This window comes from Paraburkholderia sp. 22098 (assembly GCF_052045935.1).
GTDB classification, from domain to species: Bacteria; Pseudomonadota; Gammaproteobacteria; order Burkholderiales; family Burkholderiaceae; genus Paraburkholderia; species Paraburkholderia caledonica.
The window spans coordinates 194748-213845 of sequence record NZ_JBQEPV010000012.1 but is presented as its reverse complement, the minus strand read 5'-3'; the positions used below and the strand labels follow the sequence as shown (position 1 = coordinate 213845).

Sequence of the window (19098 nt, the reverse complement as noted above, 5' to 3'; positions counted from 1 at the left end):
GCTGGATCGCCTGCGACTGCGCGGTCCAAGCGGTGCTCATGATGAGTTCCTGATGGCAGCAACCGCGCAAAATCTGCGAAGAATGGCCAAGTGGCTCATGCCAGCAAGCAAGCAGATGACTCAGGCCGCTACATGACCAGCAACGGGGGATCGCTGCCTGATTCAAGTTCGCCACTTCGCTAAGCGCCACAACTCGGAAACGTGTCGCCAACTTCTGCGCCCCCAACCACAACACGACTTTTTCAACAGAATCGGCCGCACCCAGCCTTTCACCAACCGGCGCAACCCAAGCGCTCTCAAACTCCGGCAAATCCAATGAATTCGCATCACAAATCCGGCGAGTCCAGTTTACGGGTTCTGAGTCATCTGGCGCGTAATCGGATTCCTTACTAAGACCTTGATTTGCAATAAGGCGTAGCCCAACCTATCCCGTTTCCCTGCAATTTTGAGCCGCGCTTTCCCAATCCGCCGCGGCCCCGGTTACACTGCGCTTCATGCGCCTTCGCCAAACACTCCGACTCTGCTCGTCGACCGCAACCCGGTCCGCTTTCGCAAGCGTTGCGAATGCGCGCGCGCGCCGTTCGCTCGTTGCCTCGCAGAACGGCGAGCAGTTGAGCCGTGAGTTCAGCGTTAAAGCCAAAAAACAGCCGCTCATCTGACCGGAGCACGCTGTTCCGTCAGATGCGACGGAACGGCGGATCAAGCGCTTCAACGGTTCTTCCTGTCTTTCTCCTTCGCATGCTGCCGGAATCGATACGGTCGCTCATCGACGTAAGAGGAAAGACATGTCCATTTTTTCGGGTATCTGGGTTCCGCTCATCACGCCATTCGGCGACGCCGCGGTCGATCACGCCGCCCTGCGTGCGCTCGTGCGCCGCTATGCCGACGCGGGCATAGCCGGGATTGTCGCGTTAGGCACGACCGGGGAGCCGGCTGCGCTCAGCACCGCCGAGCAGGACGCCGTGCTCGCAACGATCCTCGACGCGGCGCAAGCGGGCGGCGCGCGTGCCGACGCAAGCACCGATCCCAAGCCAGCATTGCCCGTGGTCGTCGGCGTATCCGGCAATAACACGCAGAGCATGCGCGAGCGCATCGCACAGTTGAATTCGCTGCCGATTGCCGGCGTGCTGATGGCCGCGCCTTATTACATCAGGCCGTCGCAGGCAGGCATCGTCGGTCACTTCACGGCGCTTGCCGATGCGAGCGAAAAGCCAGTCGTGCTCTACGACATTCCGTATCGAACCGGTGTGCGGCTCGAACTGGACACGCTGATGACGCTCGCCGCGCATCCGCGCATTCAGGCGGTAAAAGATTGCGCGGGCTCGCTCGACACCACACTCGCGCTGATTCGCGACGGTCGTTTGCAAGTGCTTGCAGGCGAAGACATGCAGATGTTCAACACAATGTGCCTTGGCGGCAGCGGAGCGATTGCCGCATCCGCGCATGTGCAGCCCGAGCGGTTCGTCGCGCTGTATCGCGCGCTCGCGGCCGGCGCGCTGGAGGAAGCGCGGCGCATTTTCCACACGCTCGCGCCGCTGATCGACACGCTGTTCGCGGAACCGAATCCCGCGCCGGTCAAAGCGATGCTCGCTTCGCAAGGCCTGATACGCGACGAACTTCGCCTGCCGATGACGCGCGCGAGCGAAAAACTGGTGGAGCGCCTCGCCGCATTGGAAACAGCCTGAGCGAAGCGGGCGGCCGCGGACCGCGTATTTGAGATGCTTCTTGCGGCGGCAAGGCGATAATCGGCGCCCTCTATCGATTACCGCCGCCGGCATCTGCCCGGTCGATGCCGAATGCAGTCAGTTGAGTTAGCCCGTTTCATGTCCGCTTCACATACGACGCCAGCGCGCGCTGCGCTGCGCCATGCGCGCATTGTGCTTGGTTCGCGGCGGGGCACGCGCTGATGTCGTCGGTGTTACGCGCACGCACTCGGCTCGCTAGCGGCTCCGTCGGCCTCGTCACCCGCCGGTTTGCGTTGACACGCGCGCTCGGCGCTGCCGGTGCGGCCGCGGTTCTTGCGCTGGTCGCGGGTATCGCGATCGGCCTGCGCTGGTCCGCGCGCGATGCGTCTGGAATGCAGACGGCGAACCGCATCGAGCGCGATTATGCGATCGACCAGCTCGGTAAGCTCAATGCGTCAATGGCGCAAATCGAGCCGCGCATTGCGCGTCTCAGCGCACAAGTCGGTGCGTTGCGGGACTTCGAAGCGCGTCTGAATACACCGCGCTCGGCGCCGGTTGCGCAGGGCGCGCCGGTTCCTGCATCGCCCGCTTCGGGCGGCGATGGCGACGCAACCGATAGCGAAGGCGAGGGCGGTCCGTCTCTGCCGCCGCGTCGGTGTAGCAGCGTCATGCGGCATCTGGGTGCCCGCGCGGATGCAAAAGACACCGGCGAGCAGATCGATTGCATGGCCGCCACGCTGCGTGCACTCGAACGGCAGACCGCCGCGCACGCGATGGCCTATGCTGCATTTCCCGGCCGCATGCCCGCCGACGGCGCGCGTTTCGGTTCGCCGTTCGGCAACCGCGTCGATCCCTTCACGCATCGGCTGAGTTTTCATCCGGGTCTCGACCTGGTCGCCAGAACGGGCGTGCCGATACTGGCCGCGGCAGGCGGCCGCGTGGTCTTCGCGGGCGAGAAGTCCGGCTATGGCAACGCGGTCGAAATAGATCATGGCAACGGACTCATGACGCGCTATGGCCACGCGTCGCGCATCGTCGTGCATGTCGGCGATCTGGTGCTGCCGCGCCAATATATTGCCGACGTCGGATCGACGGGACGCTCGACGGGTCCGCATCTGCACTTCGAGGTGCTGGTCAACGGTGCGCCCGTCGATCCCGCGGCCTACCTCGCGCTCTTCGCCCCTGCATCTCATGGCTGATCCCATTCTTTCCCGCCATGCCGACGCTCTGACGCGTCGCGCTTACACGCTTGCGCCGGCGCGCTCTGTGCGTTTTCGCATCGCCGTATGGGCGCTGGTTTGCACGCTCAGTGCGCTCGCTGGCGGAGCGGGCGTGGTCATCGGCCAGACGCGCGGCAGCGGTAGGCCGCTCACTCAATGCCCCCCGGCTTCCGACGATCAGCGCGCAGAGCAGATCGAACTGGCCCGCGCGCGCCTTGCTTTAGCGCAGGAGTCGGCGGCGCGCGCAGCAGTGCAGAAAACGGCCGATAGCGCCGCGGCCGACGTCGCGCGACTCAACGAAGAATTGCAGTTCCTGCGCGGCCAGAAGAGAAGCGCGCCGCCCACGCAGACGCTCGGGCAGACCGCGGCGTCTCGTCGCTAGGCGCCCCTAGCCGCCACTAGAAGCCGGCGCGGCATCGCCCTGATCCACGCGACACACCTCTACATTTCCGGAGTACTTATGTTCAGCAAGAAAAAAACCGCGGGCATCCAGCAAACAAAGCTCGCCACACTGATCGCGCACGACGTGCGCATCGCGGGCGATCTTCAATTCACCGACGGACTGCGCCTCGACGGTCACGTGAAGGGCAACGTCAGCGGCGAGCCCGGCGGCCAGACGCTGCTCGTGCTGAGCGACCGGGGATCGATTGAAGGCAACGTGCACGGTTACGACGTGATGATCAACGGCAAGATAGTCGGCGACGTGATTGCCGATCATTTCGTCGAGTTGCAGGTCAATGCGCATGTGACGGGCAACATCTACTATCAGCAATTGCGCATGGATTGCGGCGCGACGGTGGACGGCAAGCTCACTCGGCACGACGTCGCTCACGCGCCGGCATCGCTTACCTCGATAGCCGACGTCGCGCGCGACTGAATCTGATCTCATCAAAGCAGCAACAGGCGTTCGCCGGTTGCGCCGTTTAGCAGACCTCCTCCGTCACCGCGGTTCCCCGCAGGAAATCGCCGAAGTCGTCCGCCGTCAGCGGCTTGCCGAGCAGGAAGCCTTGCATCTCGTCGCACCGCATCGCCTTGAGCATGTGCAGTTGCGACTCGGTTTCGACGCCTTCGGCCACCACATCCATTTCGAGCGAATGCGCGAGTGCGATGATCGCCGAGACGATCGCGCTGCCTTCGGCGCCGTGCGCATCGAGACCGTTGGTGAAGAAGCGGTCGATCTTCAGTTGCTTCACGCGAAACCGTTGCAGATACGCGAGGCTGGAGTAGCCGGTGCCGAAATCGTCGATTGCGATTTCGAAGCCGCTTGCCTGGAATTCCCGAAGCATGTCGATGGTTCGCGCCGCGTCATGCATTGCCACCGTTTCGGTGATCTCGAACATGATCTGTTCGCATCTGACGCCCTCTGCCTTCACGATATCGAGCATGGTCGGCACGAGATCCGCCTGCAATAGCTGGCGCGGTGACAGATTGATCGCCACCTTGACCGGCGGCAGGCCTTGCGCGGCCCAGCGGCGAATCTGCCGACAGGCCTCGCGCAATACCCAATAGCCGATCTGCACGATCTGCCCGGAGCGCTCCGCAATCGGAATGAATTCGAGCGGTGCAAGCGTGCCGAGTTGCGGATGATGCAAACGGATCAGCGCTTCGGCACCGGCAAGCGACTCGCTCTTGCCGTCGAATTTGGGCTGGAAGTGCAGCGTGAAATGACGCTCCGCCAACGCCTCGCGCAACGCGTTCTGGATCTGCAGCGTGCGAGTCGCGGCTTCGTTCATGCTCCGTTCGAAGAAGCGGTAGGTGCTGCGGCCGGCGCGCTTCGCTTCGTACATCGCGGCGTCCGCATGCTTGAGTAGCGTGTCGACCGTGTCGCCGTCCTCGGGAAACAATGCAATGCCGATGCTCGGCATCACCTGAAGCGGTTGCGAGTCGGCCCATGTATCGCGCCGCATGCGCTCGAGCACACCTTCGGCGAGCGCGGCCGCGTCGTTGCGCGAAGCCAGGTTCTCCGACAGCACCACGAATTCGTCGCCGCCGAGGCGCGCGACGGTGTCGCCGGCGCGCACGCAAACCAGCAGGCGTTGCGCGAACGCGGACAGTACCTGGTCGCCGGCCGAGTGGCCGAGCGAGTCATTGATCGTCTTGAAACCGTCCAGATCCATGAAGAGGATCGCGAAGAGCGAGCGTTGCCGGCGCGACGCATGAATCGCGCGCTCGATGCGATCGGTCAGCGTGGCGCGGTTCGGCAGTCCGGTCAGCGTGTCGAGCGTGGCGAGACGCAGAATCTGCCCGTTGAGTTTCGACACCGCGCCGACGAGAAAGCTCGTGCGCGCATCGAACCGCGACAGCAGCAACGTGACGATCAGTATCGCGAACGTGAACAGGATCACCGAAGTGGCGAGCCATGCGGCATTCACGCCGGCCGCCGCGCCGCAGATCGCGTCTGGCGCGAACTCGGCGGCGGCCATGCCGGCGTAATGCATGCCGCTGATCGCGACGCCCATTACGAGGGCTGCGCCGAAGCGCTTGCGCAGCACGTGTCGTGCGTCGTCGTTACTGAGCGCGCGCGCCATCCACAGCGCGGCCGTTGAAGCGCCCACGGCAATTGCGAGCGAAGCAACGAACCACGCCGGTCGATAGCCGATGCCGGGCGACATGCGCAAAGCAGCCATACCGCTGTAGTGCATGCCCGCGATGCCTGCGCCCATGAAGGCGCCGCCTGCCAGCAGTCGCGTGGCTGTAATTCGAGCCTGAGTGGTGAGGCACAGCGCGAGATACGACGCGCCCATAGCCAGTGCGAGTGAATAGGCCGTGTCCGCGAAATCGTAGCCGAGCGGAACGGGCAGCGAAAATGCCAGCATGGCCACGAAGTGCATCGACCAGATGCCGACGCCGAGCGCCGCCGCGCCGCCCATGCGCCAGACGTGCCGCAACCGCGGCGACGCCAGCACGAAGATGCGTCCCGTGAGATCGAGTGCCGTGTACGACGCGAGCGTCGCCACGACAAACGACATTGCCACTAGCCAAGGGTTGTATGAGCTCTGCATGTAAAGTCCAACCGCAACGGAAAAGCGGCTGAACCTGTTATCGACACATCGGGACGTTTATTTAATTATTTTCAATGTGTTAGTGACGGTGTCGTGCTCTGGCCGCGAGGCTTCCGGCCGGAAAGCCAGTCGCCCCGCGAGTGCTTGTCAGACGGTTTTTCCCGCAGCGGCCGGGAACGGCAAGTCGTAAAGCCGTTTGCCCGTGGCTGCAAAAATCGCGTTGGCAACTGCCGGTCCAACGGGCGCGACACCGGGCTCGCCGACGCCCGTCGGTGCTTCGCCTGACTGCACGATATGCACCTCGACCTTCGGCATTTCGGCGATTCGCAGCACCTGATAAGAGTCGAAATTGTTCTGCTCGACCTTGCCGTCTTTCAACGTAATCGCGCTGTGCAACGCCGCGCCGAGGCCAAAACCGATCCCGCCTTCCATCTGCGCCGCGATCACGTCCGGATTGATCGGCGTGCCGCAATCCACCGCACAGACAACGCGCTCCACTCTCACGTTGCCGTCCTGATCGACGGAAACCTCGGCCACTTGCGCGACGAACGTCTTGAACGCTTCGGCGACGGCGATGCCGCGCCCGCGGCCCTTAGGCAACGGTTTGGCAGGGTCCCAGCCGGCTTTCTGCGCGGCGAGTTCGAGCACGGCACGCATGCGCGGTTCGTGCGCGAGCAGATCGCGGCGGAAAGCGAACGGGTCTTTGCCTGCGGCGTGCGCGGCTTCGTCGATGAATGCCTCGACCGCAAATGCCGTATGCGAGCTGCCGACCACGCGCCACCACAGCACCGGCACACCGGTCTGGGTGGTCGTCAGTTCGACCGAGATGTTCGGGATCGCGTAGGCCAGGTTGGCGGCGCCCTCGACCGAGGTCGCGTCGATCCCGTTTTTCACCATGACGCTCGCGAACGGCGTGTCGCCGAGGATCGACTGGCCGACAATGCGGTGCCGCCAGCCGACGAGCTTGCCGTCCGCTGTCAGCCCTGCGTCGAGTTTGTGGAAATACATGGGCCGATACAGGCCGCCGTGGATGTCGTCTTCGCGGGTCCATTGCAGCTTGACCGGCGTGCCGTTCGCGCCCAGCGCCCGAGCGATCGACACGGCCTCGACGATATAGTCCGAGCGCGTATTCGCACGCCGGCCGAAGCTGCCGCCCGCATACAGCGTGTGAATCTTCACCTGCTGCGGATCGAGCCCGGCCGTGCGCGCGGCATTCGCCTGGTCGACGGTCTGGAACTGATCGCCGGCCCAGATCTCACAGCTGTTGGCCGTGAGCTTGACGACGGCGTCGAGCGGTTCCATCGGCGCGTGAGCGAGATACGGGAACGAGTACGATGCGGAGATTTTCTTCGCCGCGCCCGAGAGCGCCTGCTCCGCGTTGCCGTCCTTGCGGGCGGATGCGCCCGGCTGCTCGGCGAGCCGCCGGTATTCGGCCATGATGGCGTCCGAGCTGCGCTTTTCCGCTTTCGAATCGTCCCATTCGACCTTGAGCGCATCGCGGCCCTGTTTCGCCGCCCAGAAGCCCTTTGCGACCACCGCGACACCGCCCGGCACCTGCACGACCGACACGACGCCGGGCACTGCCTTGGCCGCCGACGCATCGAACGACTTGACCGTCGCGCCGAAGAGCGGCGGACGCTGCAGCAGCGCGACCAGCATGCCGGGAAACGTGACGTCGAGCGTGAACTGCGCGGCGCCGTCGGTTTTCGGCGGCACGTCGACGCGCGGCAACTGATGGCCGATCAAACGGAAATCTTTCGGCGATTTGAGCGCAACCTTCTGCGGCACCGGCAGCCGTGCAGCCGCCGACGCGAGCGAACCGTAGGTTGCGCTGCGGTTCGTGGCCGCGTGATGCACGCTGCCGTCGCGCGTCACGAGTTCCGTTGCGGGAACCTGCCATTGCGCCGCGGCGGCCGAGATCAGCATTGCGCGCGCTTTCGCTCCCGCTTCGCGCAGTTGCATCCACGAGTTCGCCATGGCCGAGCTGCCGCCCGTGCCCTGCATCGTGCCGAAGGCCAGATTCGCGTAGCGCTTCGCGTCGGCGGGTGCGCTTTCGACACGTACGTCCTGCCAGTTCGCGTCCAGTTCCTCGGCGACGATCGTCGCGATACCGGTGTACGCGCCCTGGCCCATCTCGACGTGCTTCGCGATGACGGTCACGCTGTTGTCCGGCGCGACCCGCAGAAAGGCGTTGGGTGCAAACGTCGCGTCGGGCATGGTGGCCGCGAGCGCGCGGCGGCCCAGGCCGGCCCACTCGAAGCCGATAGTGAGGCCGATGTTCGCGCCGACGGCAGCGACGGCGCCTGCTGCTTTGAGGAAGGTCCGGCGCGACGGGCGCACTGCGTCGGTGAGATCAGATCCGGTCGTCATGGTCAGGCCTTCAGGGTAGCGGCGGCTTCGTGGATGGCCGCGCGTATGCGGGAGTAAGTTGCGCAGCGGCACAGATTGCCGTTCATCGCGGCGTCGATGTCCGCGTCGGTGGGCGTGGCATTGTGTTCGAGCAAGGCTGTGGCCGACATGATCTGTCCGGACTGGCAGTATCCGCACTGCGGCACCTGCAACTTGACCCATGCTGCCTGGATCGCCTTCGCAGGCCGGCTTTCGATACCTTCAATGGTCGTGATGCGCTTGCCCGCCACGGCGGCGAGCGGCAGCACGCACGAACGCGTGGCCTCGCCTTCGAGATGAACCGTGCAGGCGCCGCATTGCGCCATGCCGCAGCCGAACTTGGTGCCGTGCAGGCCGGCGTTCTCGCGAATGGCCCAGAGGAGCGGCGTGGTGGGATCGGCGTCGAGCGTGACGTTCTTGCCGTTCAGGACAAACGATGTGGACATGGAACCTCTCCGTGGGGAAAGCCCGAACTTGGCGCCGGGTGTACGCGGCAGTGTGAACGACGGCTGCGCGTTCTGCTTACACAATCCTGCAAAAATATTGAACAATTCTGCAAATCCAACGAGCCGGCGGTGGCAGTCCGGCAGCGGTTGAGTATGCTCGCTTCCGTCAACGGAGTTCAATGCACATGAATCTGGCTTCTTCCGGGATGGATCCCTCGGCGTCGCGCGAAGCGGCACGCCGCGAACTGGCTGCGCTCGTCAGCCGGTTCGCTCCAGTCGACGGCGCGCATCAGACGGCGATTCCCTCGCTCGCTTTCTACCGGTACTCGGCGCCCGCCGATCTCGGCTGCGGCGTGACGAACTCCGCGTTCGTGTTCGCGGCGCAAGGAGCCAAGCGGGTCGTGGTCGCGGGGCAGGCTTACGACTACGATCATCTGCATTGCCTCGTGACGTCCGTCGATCTGCCGATGACATCGCAGGTCACGCGAGCGTCGTCCGAAGCGCCTTATTTATGCGTGAAGCTCACGCTCGATCCGCAGGCCATCGCGGAACTGGCGACGCAGTTGTGTCTGCCGGAACCGGGGGCCGTGTCGGCGGGCGAGGGCATCGCGGTGGGCTCGCTGTCGGCACCGGTTTTCGACGCGGCGCTGCGGCTCGTGCGATTGCTCGATACTCCGGATGACATTCCGGTTCTCGCGCCGCTCATCGAAAAGGAACTGCTCTACCGGTTGATGACGAGTGAGCAGGGCAAGCGGCTCAGGCACATTGCCGTGAATGGGAGTCAGACCTACCGGATCGCGCGCGCGATCGAGTGGATCCAGAATCACTACACCGAGATCTTGCGGGTCGAGATGCTGGCGCAAGAGGTGAACATGAGCGTGTCGTCGTTCCATCATCACTTCAAGAACGTCACGACGCTGAGTCCGCTGCAGTATCAGAAGCAACTGCGGCTTCACGAAGCCCGCAAACTGCTGCTTGGACAGAAGCGAGATGTCGGGTCGGTGGCTGTCCGGGTTGGGTATGACAGCCCTTCGCAGTTCAGCCGCGAATATAGCCGGCTGTTCGGGGCGCCTCCGCTTCGCGATGTCGTGCAGTTGAGGCGCCGCAACGGCGTGGGATATGGGGAGTAGTTTCTTGGGCTTGCCGGCTCATGTTGAGCCCTTCAACTCGAAGATGCTGTCGATCTCGACGGGGATGCCCATTGGCAACGTGTGCACGCCAAGAGCGCTTCGCGCAGGCAGCTTGCTCTGGCCGAACAACGTCAGCAGAAGGTCGCTCGCGCCATTGGCCACTTGGGGATGCTGCGTGAACGATTGTTCAGCACGCACGTAGACAGTCAGCCGGCTGCATCTGTCTACGTTGTCGAGCCCGCACGCCTGATCGACACAGGCGAGGATCATCAGCATGGTCAGACGCGCCGCGTGCTGTGCTCTTTCGACAGACATGTCGCCGCCGACAATGCCGACGATCGGCTTGCCATCCTCGAACGGACCGAGACCGGAGACGTAGAGCTGATTGCCTGAAACAGATACCGTTCGATAGGAGCCGAGCGGGTTGATCGGCGGCGGCAACTGGAGTCCCAACTGAGCAAGGCGTTCGGATACGTTCATGTGTGGCTCACGGTAATGTGGAACGACGATAGAGGCGACTACAAGTTGCGCTTCGCCTGTTCGTCGAACCTCAGGCTACAGCGCGCCTCGTCCGGTGAACACCTGCAGCCCGTCATTTATTCCCGCTCATGTTCAACCATTCATTCGGTGGTGCGGATTGGGAGATCGCACTCCCGGATTCGAGGGCACGCAGTCGCCGCCACGCGGCGATGCGGCCATTCGATTAAGGCTGATCAACCGCCGTCGGCCGAGACGCGCGCCGATTCGCTTATCAATGCGCCGCTATAGGTGTTCTCGCTCGCCGGACTCGCGTGACGAGCCGCATGCGCGCGGCGCATTGGCTTCAGCACCAGGAGCGCGAGCAGCGCGGAGGCTGCCGCCATGCCGGACGCCAGCATGAAGACGGCATGCCAGCTGCCGGTTGCCGCCGTAATGACGCTGGTGAACGGCACGAGCAGCGCAGCCGTGCCTTTTGCCGTATAGAGCAGGCCCGCATTCGTAGCGGCGAACTTTGGTCCATACGTATCGCCGCACGTGGCGGGGAACAGGCTGTAGATCTCGCCCCACGCGAAGAACACGATGCCGGTCAGCACGACGAACGCCACCGGGCTCTGGCCGTATTTCGACAGCGCCAGAATGCCGACTGCTTCGATCGCGAACGCGATGAACATCGTATTTTCCCGGCCGATGCGATCCGAGATCCAGCCGAAGAACGGCCGCGTCAAACCGTTCAGCACGCGATCGATCGTCAATGCGAACGTCAGCGCCGGCAAGGTCAATCCGAGCAAGGAAACTGGAGAGTCGTGCAGGCCGAAATCCTTTGCGATCGGTCCGAGCTGCGCGGTGGCCATCAGGCCGCCCGCAGCCATCATCACGAACATCAGGTACATGACCCAGAACACCGGCGAGCTGACCACTTCGCGCGGCGTGGCGTTGTAGACCACGCGTTTGATCGTGCTTTTTGCGGTGGCGAGCAGGCTGGCCGGCGGCGCGAGCAAGGCGAGCCCGAGCAGGACGACGATGATGCCCTGGCCGAGGCCGAACGACAGGAAGGTCGCTTCGTACCCGCTGCTCTTGATCATGTTGGAGATCGGAATGACGGTGGCCGCGGACCCCGCACCGAAACCGGCTGCCGTGATCCCCGCTGCAAGGCCGCGACGAGTGGGAAACCACTTGAGCGCATTGCCCACGCAAGTGCCGTAGACCGCGCCCGCGCCGACGCCGCCGATCGCCGCCGCGATGTAGAGCAAGGGCAGCGACGACGCCATCGAGTTAAGCACCCACGCAATTCCGCATAGCAGGCCGCCCCCGACTACGACCGGACGCGGCCCGTACTTGTCGACCAGATAGCCTTCAACGGGCACCAGCCACGTTTCGGTGACAACGAAGATCGTGAACGCGACCTGAATCGCCGCGCGACCCCATTGATATTTCTCGTTGATCGGATTGACGAACAAGGTCCAGCCGTACTGCATGTTGGCGATCATTGCCATGCAGATCACACCGAATACGAGTTGCACCCACGGTGACGCTATCCACGACGACGCTCCTTCCTGATGATCCGTTTTCATCACTGTCTCCTTTGGCATGCCTTGTCTTTTGATTGCGGTAGGTGGCACCGCGGCCGACCTTTAGACGTCGTGAAAGCGTTGGTCGAACCCATACAGTATGTGATATATCAAGTAAGTCAAGCGAAAGAAACACTAGTCTCGTAACGCGACTTTCCTGATATGAAAGGTAAATGAAGGAATTCTGGCGACTCATGCGTATGAGTCAAAAAAAGCCCGCCGGCAAGGCCGGCGGGCAGAGGGCATGCGGCAAGACAAGGCTGTTCGCCGCACTCCTGCTTTTATAGATGAAAGTGTTCTGTAATGTTAGTTTTTTGTTTGTAGGGATTTCGATAATGCGCGACGCTCGCTGGACGCGGTAGAAAGCTCGGTGCAAACGCGTCCATGTACGAGGCGCGAGGCACTGCACTCACCACGCGCGCGGAGTATCGTGGTCGATGCACGCGCCGCACTCCGGAGGCCCGCCATGAACGAAGCTCAACGACTCGCCGCCTTGCGTATCGTCCTGATCGTCGTAGGTCTGATCGCCCTTTTCGCGTTCGGGCCGCTCATGATCCTGTGGCCGTCCGGTTGGGCTTGGCACAGCGGTCACTCCGACTATCCGCTGATGATGGTCGGCATCTACGCGACGCTCGGCGTGTTCCTGCTGAGGGCGTCGCGCGATCCGCTCAAGCATCTGAGCCTGATCTGGTTCACGGTATGGTCGAGCGTCGTGCACGGCGCAATCATGGCCGTGCAGTCTTTTGGCGTCGAGATGGACGGAGCGCGCCATCTCGGCCATCTGGCGGGCGATGTCCCCGCGCTGTTCATTGTCGCCGCAGTGCTCGCTGTGTTGACGCCGCGCGGCGACAAAGCGCGCGCGCTGCTGGTTTGACACTGTAGCCGTTCATGTAGCCGCTTATGTAGCCACTGACCGCGCTACACGCGACGCCACCCCGACATCACAATGACTGCGCCGAGAACGTATCGCACTGGCGGACATCGCCCGTCGTGAGGCCGCGTCGCAGCCACCGCTGCCGCTGCTCACTGGTGCCGTGCGTGAACGCCTCGGGCACGACGCGTCCCTGCGATTGCCGCTGCAACCGGTCGTCGCCGATCGCGCCCGCAGCGGTCAGCCCCTGCTCGAAGTCGCCCGGTTCCATCAGCTTCGCATTCAACTGCTGTGCGACCGCTGCCCACACGCCGGCAAAACAATCCGCCTGCAATTCGAGCCGCACGGACAGCGCATTGGCGCGCGTCGGCGACATGCGCGCACGCGCCGCTTCGTACTTGTCCGAGATACCCACCACGTTCTGTATGTGATGCCCGACCTCATGCGCGATGACATACGCCTGCGCGAAGTCGCCGCCCGCGCCGAAGCGCTCGCGCAACTCGCGGTAAAACGACAAGTCGATATAAACGGTGCGGTCTGGCGGACAGTAGAACGGCCCCATTGCGGACTGTCCCGTACCGCATGCCGTGGGCGTGGCGTCGCTGAAGAGCACGAGCTTCGGCGCCGGATAGTCCTGATTCAACTGCGTGCGAAAGATATGCTGCCAGGTGCGCTCGGTGTTGCCGAGCACACGGCGCACGAAGTGACTGCCGGCATCTTCGGCGGGCGGTGCGTTTGTCGTCGCACTGCGCTGCGGCGCGTTGCCTTGCAGCACTTGCGCACCGTTGATTATGGTCATCGGATTGATGCCGAAGAAGTACGACGCGGCCAGTGCGATCACAATCGTCCCAATGCCGATGCCGCCGCCCATCCGCATGCCTCCGCCTCGCCGGTCTTCGACGTTCTGGCTTTCTACTTCATCATCGAGGCGCATGTGCTTTCTCCATTGTGTCGCGCGACAAGCCGTGACGTTTTGCGGTCCGTGCTCGCGAAGAAGCAGTAAGCATACCCGCTGGGCGTTTCTGTGAGCGGTCGCGCACGCAGGAAATCGGGCGTGTTTGTTCGTGCGCAGTGGTTGTCAAACTTCAGACGTGGGGAGCGCGGTTTTCACCTGCCGCCGCCCGCTGTTTGTTCCGGTGATGCCATTTTCAGCACAGCCGGTCAGCCCGCCTTGCTGAGCACGAACTGCATGACGTCGGTGCGGCCCTCGTCGAAACCTGCTTCGCAGTAAGCCAGATATAGCCGCCATGTGCGCATGAAAACTTCGTCGAAGCCCAAGGTGCGGATGGTGTCGACCTCCGCTTCGAACGCAAGACGCCAGCGGCGCAAAGTCTCCGCGTAGTCGCGACCGAATGACAACGATGCGTGCGCTGAGAAATGGTTGCGCTGCGCCGCGTCGATGAAACGCTGCGGGCTCGGCAACATTCCGCCCGGAAAAACGAACTCGCGAATGAAATCGCTGCTTGAGCGATACGCGGCAAAGTGCTCGTCGCCGATCGTGATGGTTTGCACCAGCGCGCGAGCCGCCGGCCGCAAACGGTCATGCAAAGTGCGAAAGTACATGGGCCAGAATTTTTCGCCGACCGCCTCGAACATTTCGATCGACACGATGCCATCGTACTGGCCGCTCAGCGTGCGGTAGTCGCGCAGTTCGAGGTGCACGCGCTCGCTCAAACCCGCCTCGCTAACACGCTGTTTTGCGAACTGCAGTTGCGCCGACGAGATTGTCACGCCATGAACATGAATTCCCTGGCGTGCTGCAAACATCGCAAAACCGCCCCAGCCGCAGCCGATTTCCAGAACATGCATGCCGGCGCGCAATTCGAGTGTATCGACGATGCGCTGATATTTGGCCTGCTGCGCCATTTCGAGCGTCCGCTCGAAATGGCCGTCGAATAGAGCACTGGAGTAGGTGAAGGTCGGGTCGAGCCAGCGCGCGTAGAACGCATTGCCGAGGTCGTAATGCGCGTGAATATTGCGCCGGCTTCCCGCGCGGGTGTTACGCCTCAGCCGATGCCTGAGTCCATACCAGAGTTGGGCAAGCCAGTTGCCATACACAGTGCGCTGCAAAGCATTCTGATTGCGGATCGCTATTCGCAGTAGCGTGACGAGGTCGGGCGTATCCACCCAGAACGCGCGCCAGGCATCCGCGAAGCCGATGTCGCCTTTGCGCAGGATCGCGCCGCATGCCCGCCAATCGCGAAGTTCGAGCCGGGCGCGCGGCGTGCCATGGGGATCGCCGAAGGTGCGCTGCTGGCCATCGGGTGTAACGACGACCAGATGTCCGGCCTGAATCCGTTCGAGCAAGGACAGGAATAGACGCGCCGACGGCGGCGTGGCCTCGTCACCGCAAACGGTTCTCGAAAGCGCCATAAATGAAACTCCTCATTCGGACGAAATGGACTGTGCTGCGCAAGACGGTTTCGCAGTCACGACTGCGTCGATGACTTGTCAGTGACGGGATCAGCCACAGGGCGCTTGCCATGGAACGGCACTTTCTTCATGGCCAGACGCAGCGCCTGCCAATGAATGCGGAAGACCACGCCGAGGCACAGGAACGGCTGACGCGCGAGCGCGGTTAGCGCGCTTGTGCCTGTTAGCGGAACGAGCGCTCCATGCAGCGCTGTGCGAATCAGGAGTCCCTGCGCGTCGTGGTAATCGATGGCGATCGATGTGTTGCCGCGCGTCTCGCCGACACGAAACACGTAGCCGCCCTCGACACGGCAAAACGGCGACACGTGCAGCACCTTCTTGCAGCGCAGAACGGTGGAGCGGGTGATCGCCTCACGATCAGGCGCATGCAGCAGATAACAGTGGCGCTCGCCAAACGTGTTGCGCACCTCAGCGAGCAACGCTCGCAGGCCGCCATCGCGGTCGTGGCAAAACCAGAATGCGATCGGGTTGAACGCATAGCCGAACACGCGCGGGAATGCTTGCAGCCAGATACGGCCATCCGCTTCGTGCAGGCCGGCGGCACGTAGTTGCGCCCGCATCCATATTGCGAGATCGCTGCCGTCGCATGGACCGTGGTCACGGCGGCGCAAGCTGAGCGGCCGGTGACGATCGACACCGAACCACCCATTGCCGATCGAGTGGAGCCGATCGAGGTCGACGCGCACATAGAACGCTGGATAAACGAAGCGATGACGCTTTGGCCGCAGACGCTCGTGCACGATCCTGCAGTTGAGCAGCCAGGCGAATGGCTCCGGAATAGCGGCGGCGCTCGCGCTGCCATCGGCGGTGCCGGGCTTCACAGCTTTGCCCATGCAGGAAACGAGTCGAAGTCGGCGGCCACGCGCAGCGCGGATTTGAGGCCGTCCTCGTGAAATCCATAACCGGTCCATGCACCGGCGAACCACGTGCGTCGCTTGCCCTGCAGCATCGGCAGGCGTTGCTGCGCGTCGATCGCGCCGAGATCGAGAAGCGGGTGATCGTAGACAAAACGCCGTAACTCAGTACCCGGCGCAGGCGGGGTCAGTGGGTTCAGCGTCACGATGAGCGGCGTCGTAAAAGACAAGCGCTGGAGCTGGTTGACGAGGTAACTGACACACACTGGCTGTGTACCGTCGTGGCAGCGGCTGCCCAGGTAATTCCACGCCGACCAGACGCGCTGACGCCGCGGCAGCAGACCCGTGTCCGTGTGCAACACCGCCACGTTGGGCCGGTAAGCGATTGCACCGAGCACGCGTCGCTCGTCGGCATCGGCGTCTTCCAGCATGTGCAGCGTGGTCGGCGCGTGCGTTGCAAGCACCGCTGCGTCGAAGTGCTGCGTGCCATCGTCGGTGAATACGTCGACGCCCTGGTCGCCGCGCCGGATTCCTCGCACCGAGGTTCTGAGCCGCACGTCGTCAAGCGTTGCGGCAATCCGCTGCACGTAACTTCGGCCTCCACCGATCACCGACTTCCACTGCGGCCTGCGGTTCACCTGAAGCAGCGCGTGGTTCAGACAGAAGCGCAGGAACGTGCTGGCGGGGAAAGTGAGTATGTCGGCCGTTGCGCTCGACCAGATCGCCGCGGCCATCGGCAGTAAATAGTGACGCTGAAAGGCATGGCCGTAGCCGCCCATTGTCAGCAGTTCGCCCATCGACACGCGTGTTGCTGTGGCGATTTCCAGGTTGCGCTCCGCGCTGCCGTTGAAGCGGAATACATCGCGCAGCATGCCGATAAATGTCGGCGAGAACATGTTGCGCCGCTGAGCGAATAGCGTATTCAGATTGGTGCCCGCCCATTCGAGGCGGCCCTTGTCGAGCGAAACGGAAAAGCTCATATCGGTCGCATGCGACTTCACGCCCAGTTCCGCAAACAGCGCGATCAGGTTCGGATAGGTGCGATCGTTGAAGACGAGAAAGCCGGTATCGACGGGATGACTGTGTCCATCGAGCCTGACATCGACGGTATTGGTGTGACCGCCAAGGTAGCCTGCGGATTCGAACAGCGTCACCCGATGGTTGCGCGCGAGCAGATAGGCGCTCGCAAGGCCGGCAATACCCGCACCTATGACCGCCACGCGTGAGCCTCGCGTCAATGGGACGGTCCTGCTGGCCTGACTCATGTGCGCATCTCCCGATCATGGGACGCGCGTGGCTATTGGAAGTTAAAGGGGAGTGCGCGTCCTCGGGCAGAGTTACGAACGACAAGCGAAACCGGATGCAGCATGTGTGCCGGATTCGATGAAAGCACGCGGTGAGTCGGGATTTGCGTCATGCAAGGCGTCCAACCGACCCGCTCAGTCGTAGATAGGGATTCACGACACGAGAGCAGGAGGTCCCTTCATGCTTGATACGCGGCCTTCGTTGACTGGCAGGCCAGGTGTCGGGCCGACTGTCGGGCCAACCGCCAGTCCACCGCGACCGCGGCTGTCGATGCTATATTGCGCGAGGTTAATCCGTGAGGGCGATGCACGCCACTACCCGCGCATGAATGATAAGTCGAATAGCGCAGACAACGACGAACCGGTCTCGCCTACGCAGGCGGACCAGGGCGAACGCGGCAATGACGCGCAGCGGCGGGCGCACCTGAACGGATTGCTGCAGGCCACGGCGCACGGCAATCAAGCCGCATTCGCCGAGCTGTACCGTCTCTCGTCGAGCCGGGTGTTCGCGGTCATCTTGCGCATGACACACGACCGCGCCGAAGCCGAAGATCTGTTACAGGACGTTTTTACTGCCGCCTGGCGACGCGCCGATGTGTTCGATCCCGCGCGCGGCGGCGCGATGACGTGGCTGGTGACGCTGGCGCGCAACCGCACGATCGACCGCTTGCGTCAGCACCGCGAGACACCGCTCGATAACGAGTCCGCGGAGGAAATCGTCGACGAAGGACTCACGCCGGTGGCGCTTGCCGAGGCGAGCGAAGAGCGCGTGCGACTCGAGCGCTGCATGGAGCAGCTTGGACCGCAGCAGCGGGGCGCGGTCCGCGAGGCGTTCTTCAGCGGCATTACCTATAGCGAGCTGGCTGCTCATCTGAGCGTGCCCCTCGGCACATTAAAAAGCTGGATCAGGCGCAGCCTGATGCAGCTCAAGACCTGCCTCGAGCGATGAATACGCCCGCAGAAAACGAATCCGAACTGCGCTGCGCAGAATATGCGTTGGGCGTCCTCGACGCCGACGAACGCCGCGCGCTCGAAGACGCCGTGGCCACCGACCCCGTGCTTGCGTCGACCCTTGCGCGATGGCAGAACCGGTTTGCGCCGCTTGCCGAAGACCTGCGCCCCGTGGCCGTACCGGAGCGCGTGTGGACTCGCATCCAGCGCGATCTCGGCTTCTTGCCGGCGCGGTCGTCAGCCTCGGACGGCGAGCGCGGGCAGGGCTGGTGGAATAACCTGGGCCTGTGGCGCTTCGTCGGTATCGGAGCGAGCCTCGCGACACTCGCGCTCGTCGCGGTGAACCTGGTCTCGCTACGCGAGGCGCCGCGTCCCGCGAACGTCGCCGTCAATCCGGTGCAGGGCTATATGGTCGCGACGATCGCGCGCCCGGATGGCGTCGCCCACTGGACAGCGACGGTCGATCTGCTGCGTCGCGAGATGGTCGTGGTGCCGGCCGTCAAGCCGACGTTCGCCGCAGACCGCGCAACCGAACTGTGGCTCATTCCGCCAGGCGACAAACCAATCTCGCTCGGTGTGTTTCCGGCTGATGCACCGGCGCGCATGACGCTTGCCGACGCCGTCGTTGCGCAACTGAGCGCACGCGCGGTGCTGGCCGTCTCGCTCGAACCGCTGGGCGGGTCGCAGACGGGGCAGCCTACCGGGCCGGTCGTTGCCACAGGTCAGGTCCGCTCGGGCGTCTGATAAGAAGAGAGCGGCGCGTTGC

The 19098-nt window shown here is 63.4% G+C and carries 17 protein-coding genes; 8 read left to right on the top strand and 9 right to left on the bottom strand.

Translation table 11 applies throughout. The annotated features are described in order from the left end of the window. The first annotated feature begins 785 nt into the window (after window positions 1–785). The 4 genes from dapA (at window position 786) to ACTJLB_RS24420 (ending at window position 3782) form a co-directional block, all read left to right on the top strand. Window positions 786–1685, top strand: a complete 900-nt coding sequence (gene dapA / locus ACTJLB_RS24435; protein ID WP_440784733.1) for a 4-hydroxy-tetrahydrodipicolinate synthase — start codon at window positions 786–788, stop codon at window positions 1683–1685. Window positions 1686–1906: 221 nt separating this feature from the next. Then, entirely contained in the window at window positions 1907–2884 is a 978-nt protein-coding gene (locus ACTJLB_RS24430; protein WP_440784732.1) for a M23 family metallopeptidase, read from the top strand. Further along, window positions 2877–3287 carry a hypothetical protein gene (locus ACTJLB_RS24425; protein ID WP_440784731.1) on the top strand — a complete coding sequence of 137 codons (411 nt, stop codon included), beginning with the start codon at window positions 2877–2879 and terminating at the stop codon, window positions 3285–3287. Before ACTJLB_RS24430 ends, ACTJLB_RS24425 begins: the two co-directional genes overlap by 8 nt. A 78-nt stretch (window positions 3288–3365) precedes the next feature. Then, window positions 3366–3782 carry a bactofilin family protein gene (locus ACTJLB_RS24420; protein WP_020066504.1) on the top strand — a complete coding sequence of 139 codons (417 nt, stop codon included), beginning with the start codon at window positions 3366–3368 and terminating at the stop codon, window positions 3780–3782. Window positions 3783–3828: 46 nt separating this feature from the next. On the opposite strand, the gene ACTJLB_RS24415 is transcribed toward ACTJLB_RS24420, so the two are convergent. The 3 genes from ACTJLB_RS24415 to ACTJLB_RS24405 all read right to left on the bottom strand — a co-directional run bounded on the left by ACTJLB_RS24415 (window position 3829) and on the right by ACTJLB_RS24405 (window position 8741). Further along, the gene (locus ACTJLB_RS24415; RefSeq protein ID WP_440784730.1) at window positions 3829–5907 is read right to left on the bottom strand and encodes a putative bifunctional diguanylate cyclase/phosphodiesterase; all 2079 of its coding nucleotides are present in this window, start codon (window positions 5905–5907) and stop codon (window positions 3829–3831) included. 147 nt (window positions 5908–6054) lie between these two features. Then, window positions 6055–8277 (bottom strand): molybdopterin cofactor-binding domain-containing protein, encoded by a 2223-nt coding sequence (locus tag ACTJLB_RS24410; protein ID WP_440784729.1) that lies wholly within the window; start codon window positions 8275–8277, stop codon window positions 6055–6057. A 2-nt stretch (window positions 8278–8279) separates the two neighbouring features. Next, the gene (locus ACTJLB_RS24405) at window positions 8280–8741 is read right to left on the bottom strand and encodes a (2Fe-2S)-binding protein (RefSeq protein WP_020066501.1); all 462 of its coding nucleotides are present in this window, start codon (window positions 8739–8741) and stop codon (window positions 8280–8282) included. A gap of 185 nt (window positions 8742–8926) precedes the next feature. Here ACTJLB_RS24405 and ACTJLB_RS24400 point away from each other — a divergent pair, with 185 nt between their 5' ends. Next, window positions 8927–9871 carry an AraC family transcriptional regulator N-terminal domain-containing protein gene (locus ACTJLB_RS24400; protein ID WP_440784728.1) on the top strand — a complete coding sequence of 315 codons (945 nt, stop codon included), beginning with the start codon at window positions 8927–8929 and terminating at the stop codon, window positions 9869–9871. A gap of 18 nt (window positions 9872–9889) precedes the next feature. Here the strand turns inward: ACTJLB_RS24400 and ACTJLB_RS24395 are convergent, their stop codons facing one another. Beyond that, window positions 9890–10351 (bottom strand): RidA family protein, encoded by a 462-nt coding sequence (locus tag ACTJLB_RS24395; RefSeq protein ID WP_408129360.1) that lies wholly within the window; start codon window positions 10349–10351, stop codon window positions 9890–9892. Window positions 10352–10584: 233 nt separating this feature from the next. Beyond that, complete coding sequence (oxlT, locus tag ACTJLB_RS24390) at window positions 10585–11922, bottom strand: oxalate/formate MFS antiporter (RefSeq protein ID WP_020066498.1); 1338 nt, start codon at window positions 11920–11922, stop codon at window positions 10585–10587. A 463-nt stretch (window positions 11923–12385) separates the two neighbouring features. Between oxlT and ACTJLB_RS24385 the strand changes: the two genes are divergently transcribed. Next, on the top strand, window positions 12386–12793 hold the full coding sequence (locus ACTJLB_RS24385) for a DUF6632 domain-containing protein (RefSeq protein ID WP_131318189.1): 408 nt from the start codon (window positions 12386–12388) through the stop codon (window positions 12791–12793). A gap of 67 nt (window positions 12794–12860) precedes the next feature. On the opposite strand, the gene ypfJ is transcribed toward ACTJLB_RS24385, so the two are convergent. From ypfJ to ACTJLB_RS24365, 4 genes are all read right to left on the bottom strand, one after another. Beyond that, window positions 12861–13724 (bottom strand): KPN_02809 family neutral zinc metallopeptidase, encoded by an 864-nt coding sequence (gene ypfJ / locus ACTJLB_RS24380; RefSeq protein WP_020066496.1) that lies wholly within the window; start codon window positions 13722–13724, stop codon window positions 12861–12863. Between the two features lie 227 nt (window positions 13725–13951). Further along, window positions 13952–15163, bottom strand: a complete 1212-nt coding sequence (locus ACTJLB_RS24375) for a class I SAM-dependent methyltransferase (protein ID WP_440784727.1) — start codon at window positions 15161–15163, stop codon at window positions 13952–13954. A 56-nt stretch (window positions 15164–15219) separates the two neighbouring features. Beyond that, on the bottom strand, window positions 15220–16056 hold the full coding sequence (locus tag ACTJLB_RS24370) for a DUF1365 domain-containing protein (protein WP_440784725.1): 837 nt from the start codon (window positions 16054–16056) through the stop codon (window positions 15220–15222). Further along, a complete protein-coding gene (locus ACTJLB_RS24365) occupies window positions 16041–17342 on the bottom strand; it encodes an NAD(P)/FAD-dependent oxidoreductase (protein ID WP_440784723.1) in 1302 nt (433 codons plus the stop codon). The genes ACTJLB_RS24370 and ACTJLB_RS24365 overlap by 16 nt, the downstream gene beginning before the upstream one ends. A gap of 364 nt (window positions 17343–17706) precedes the next feature. Between ACTJLB_RS24365 and ACTJLB_RS24360 the strand changes: the two genes are divergently transcribed. Continuing rightward, complete coding sequence (locus ACTJLB_RS24360) at window positions 17707–18330, top strand: sigma-70 family RNA polymerase sigma factor (protein ID WP_440784722.1); 624 nt, start codon at window positions 17707–17709, stop codon at window positions 18328–18330. Further along, on the top strand, window positions 18327–19076 hold the full coding sequence (locus ACTJLB_RS24355) for an anti-sigma factor (protein ID WP_310066364.1): 750 nt from the start codon (window positions 18327–18329) through the stop codon (window positions 19074–19076). The genes ACTJLB_RS24360 and ACTJLB_RS24355 overlap by 4 nt, the downstream gene beginning before the upstream one ends. Window positions 19077–19098 lie beyond the last annotated feature (22 nt).

Excerpts from the sequence above, each read along its gene's own strand:
- ACTJLB_RS24405 (WP_020066501.1), bottom strand. The coding sequence starts at position 8,741 with ATGTCCACATCGTTTGTCCTGAACGGCAAGAACGTCACGCTCGACGCC.
- ACTJLB_RS24360 (WP_440784722.1), top strand. The coding sequence starts at position 17,707 with ATGAATGATAAGTCGAATAGCGCAGACAACGACGAACCGGTCTCGCCT.
- ACTJLB_RS24410 (WP_440784729.1), bottom strand. The coding sequence starts at position 8,277 with ATGACGACCGGATCTGATCTCACCGACGCAGTGCGCCCGTCGCGCCGG.
- ACTJLB_RS24385 (WP_131318189.1), top strand. The coding sequence starts at position 12,386 with ATGAACGAAGCTCAACGACTCGCCGCCTTGCGTATCGTCCTGATCGTC.
- ACTJLB_RS24375 (WP_440784727.1), bottom strand. The coding sequence starts at position 15,163 with ATGGCGCTTTCGAGAACCGTTTGCGGTGACGAGGCCACGCCGCCGTCG.
- dapA (WP_440784733.1), top strand. The coding sequence starts at position 786 with ATGTCCATTTTTTCGGGTATCTGGGTTCCGCTCATCACGCCATTCGGC.
- ACTJLB_RS24400 (WP_440784728.1), top strand. The coding sequence starts at position 8,927 with ATGAATCTGGCTTCTTCCGGGATGGATCCCTCGGCGTCGCGCGAAGCG.
- ACTJLB_RS24430 (WP_440784732.1), top strand. The coding sequence starts at position 1,907 with ATGTCGTCGGTGTTACGCGCACGCACTCGGCTCGCTAGCGGCTCCGTC.
- ACTJLB_RS24365 (WP_440784723.1), bottom strand. The coding sequence starts at position 17,342 with ATGAGTCAGGCCAGCAGGACCGTCCCATTGACGCGAGGCTCACGCGTG.
- ACTJLB_RS24355 (WP_310066364.1), top strand. The coding sequence starts at position 18,327 with ATGAATACGCCCGCAGAAAACGAATCCGAACTGCGCTGCGCAGAATAT.
- ACTJLB_RS24415 (WP_440784730.1), bottom strand. The coding sequence starts at position 5,907 with ATGCAGAGCTCATACAACCCTTGGCTAGTGGCAATGTCGTTTGTCGTG.
- ACTJLB_RS24370 (WP_440784725.1), bottom strand. The coding sequence starts at position 16,056 with ATGGGCAAAGCTGTGAAGCCCGGCACCGCCGATGGCAGCGCGAGCGCC.
- ACTJLB_RS24420 (WP_020066504.1), top strand. The coding sequence starts at position 3,366 with ATGTTCAGCAAGAAAAAAACCGCGGGCATCCAGCAAACAAAGCTCGCC.
- ACTJLB_RS24425 (WP_440784731.1), top strand. The coding sequence starts at position 2,877 with ATGGCTGATCCCATTCTTTCCCGCCATGCCGACGCTCTGACGCGTCGC.
- oxlT (WP_020066498.1), bottom strand. The coding sequence starts at position 11,922 with ATGAAAACGGATCATCAGGAAGGAGCGTCGTCGTGGATAGCGTCACCG.
- ypfJ (WP_020066496.1), bottom strand. The coding sequence starts at position 13,724 with ATGCGCCTCGATGATGAAGTAGAAAGCCAGAACGTCGAAGACCGGCGA.
- ACTJLB_RS24395 (WP_408129360.1), bottom strand. The coding sequence starts at position 10,351 with ATGAACGTATCCGAACGCCTTGCTCAGTTGGGACTCCAGTTGCCGCCG.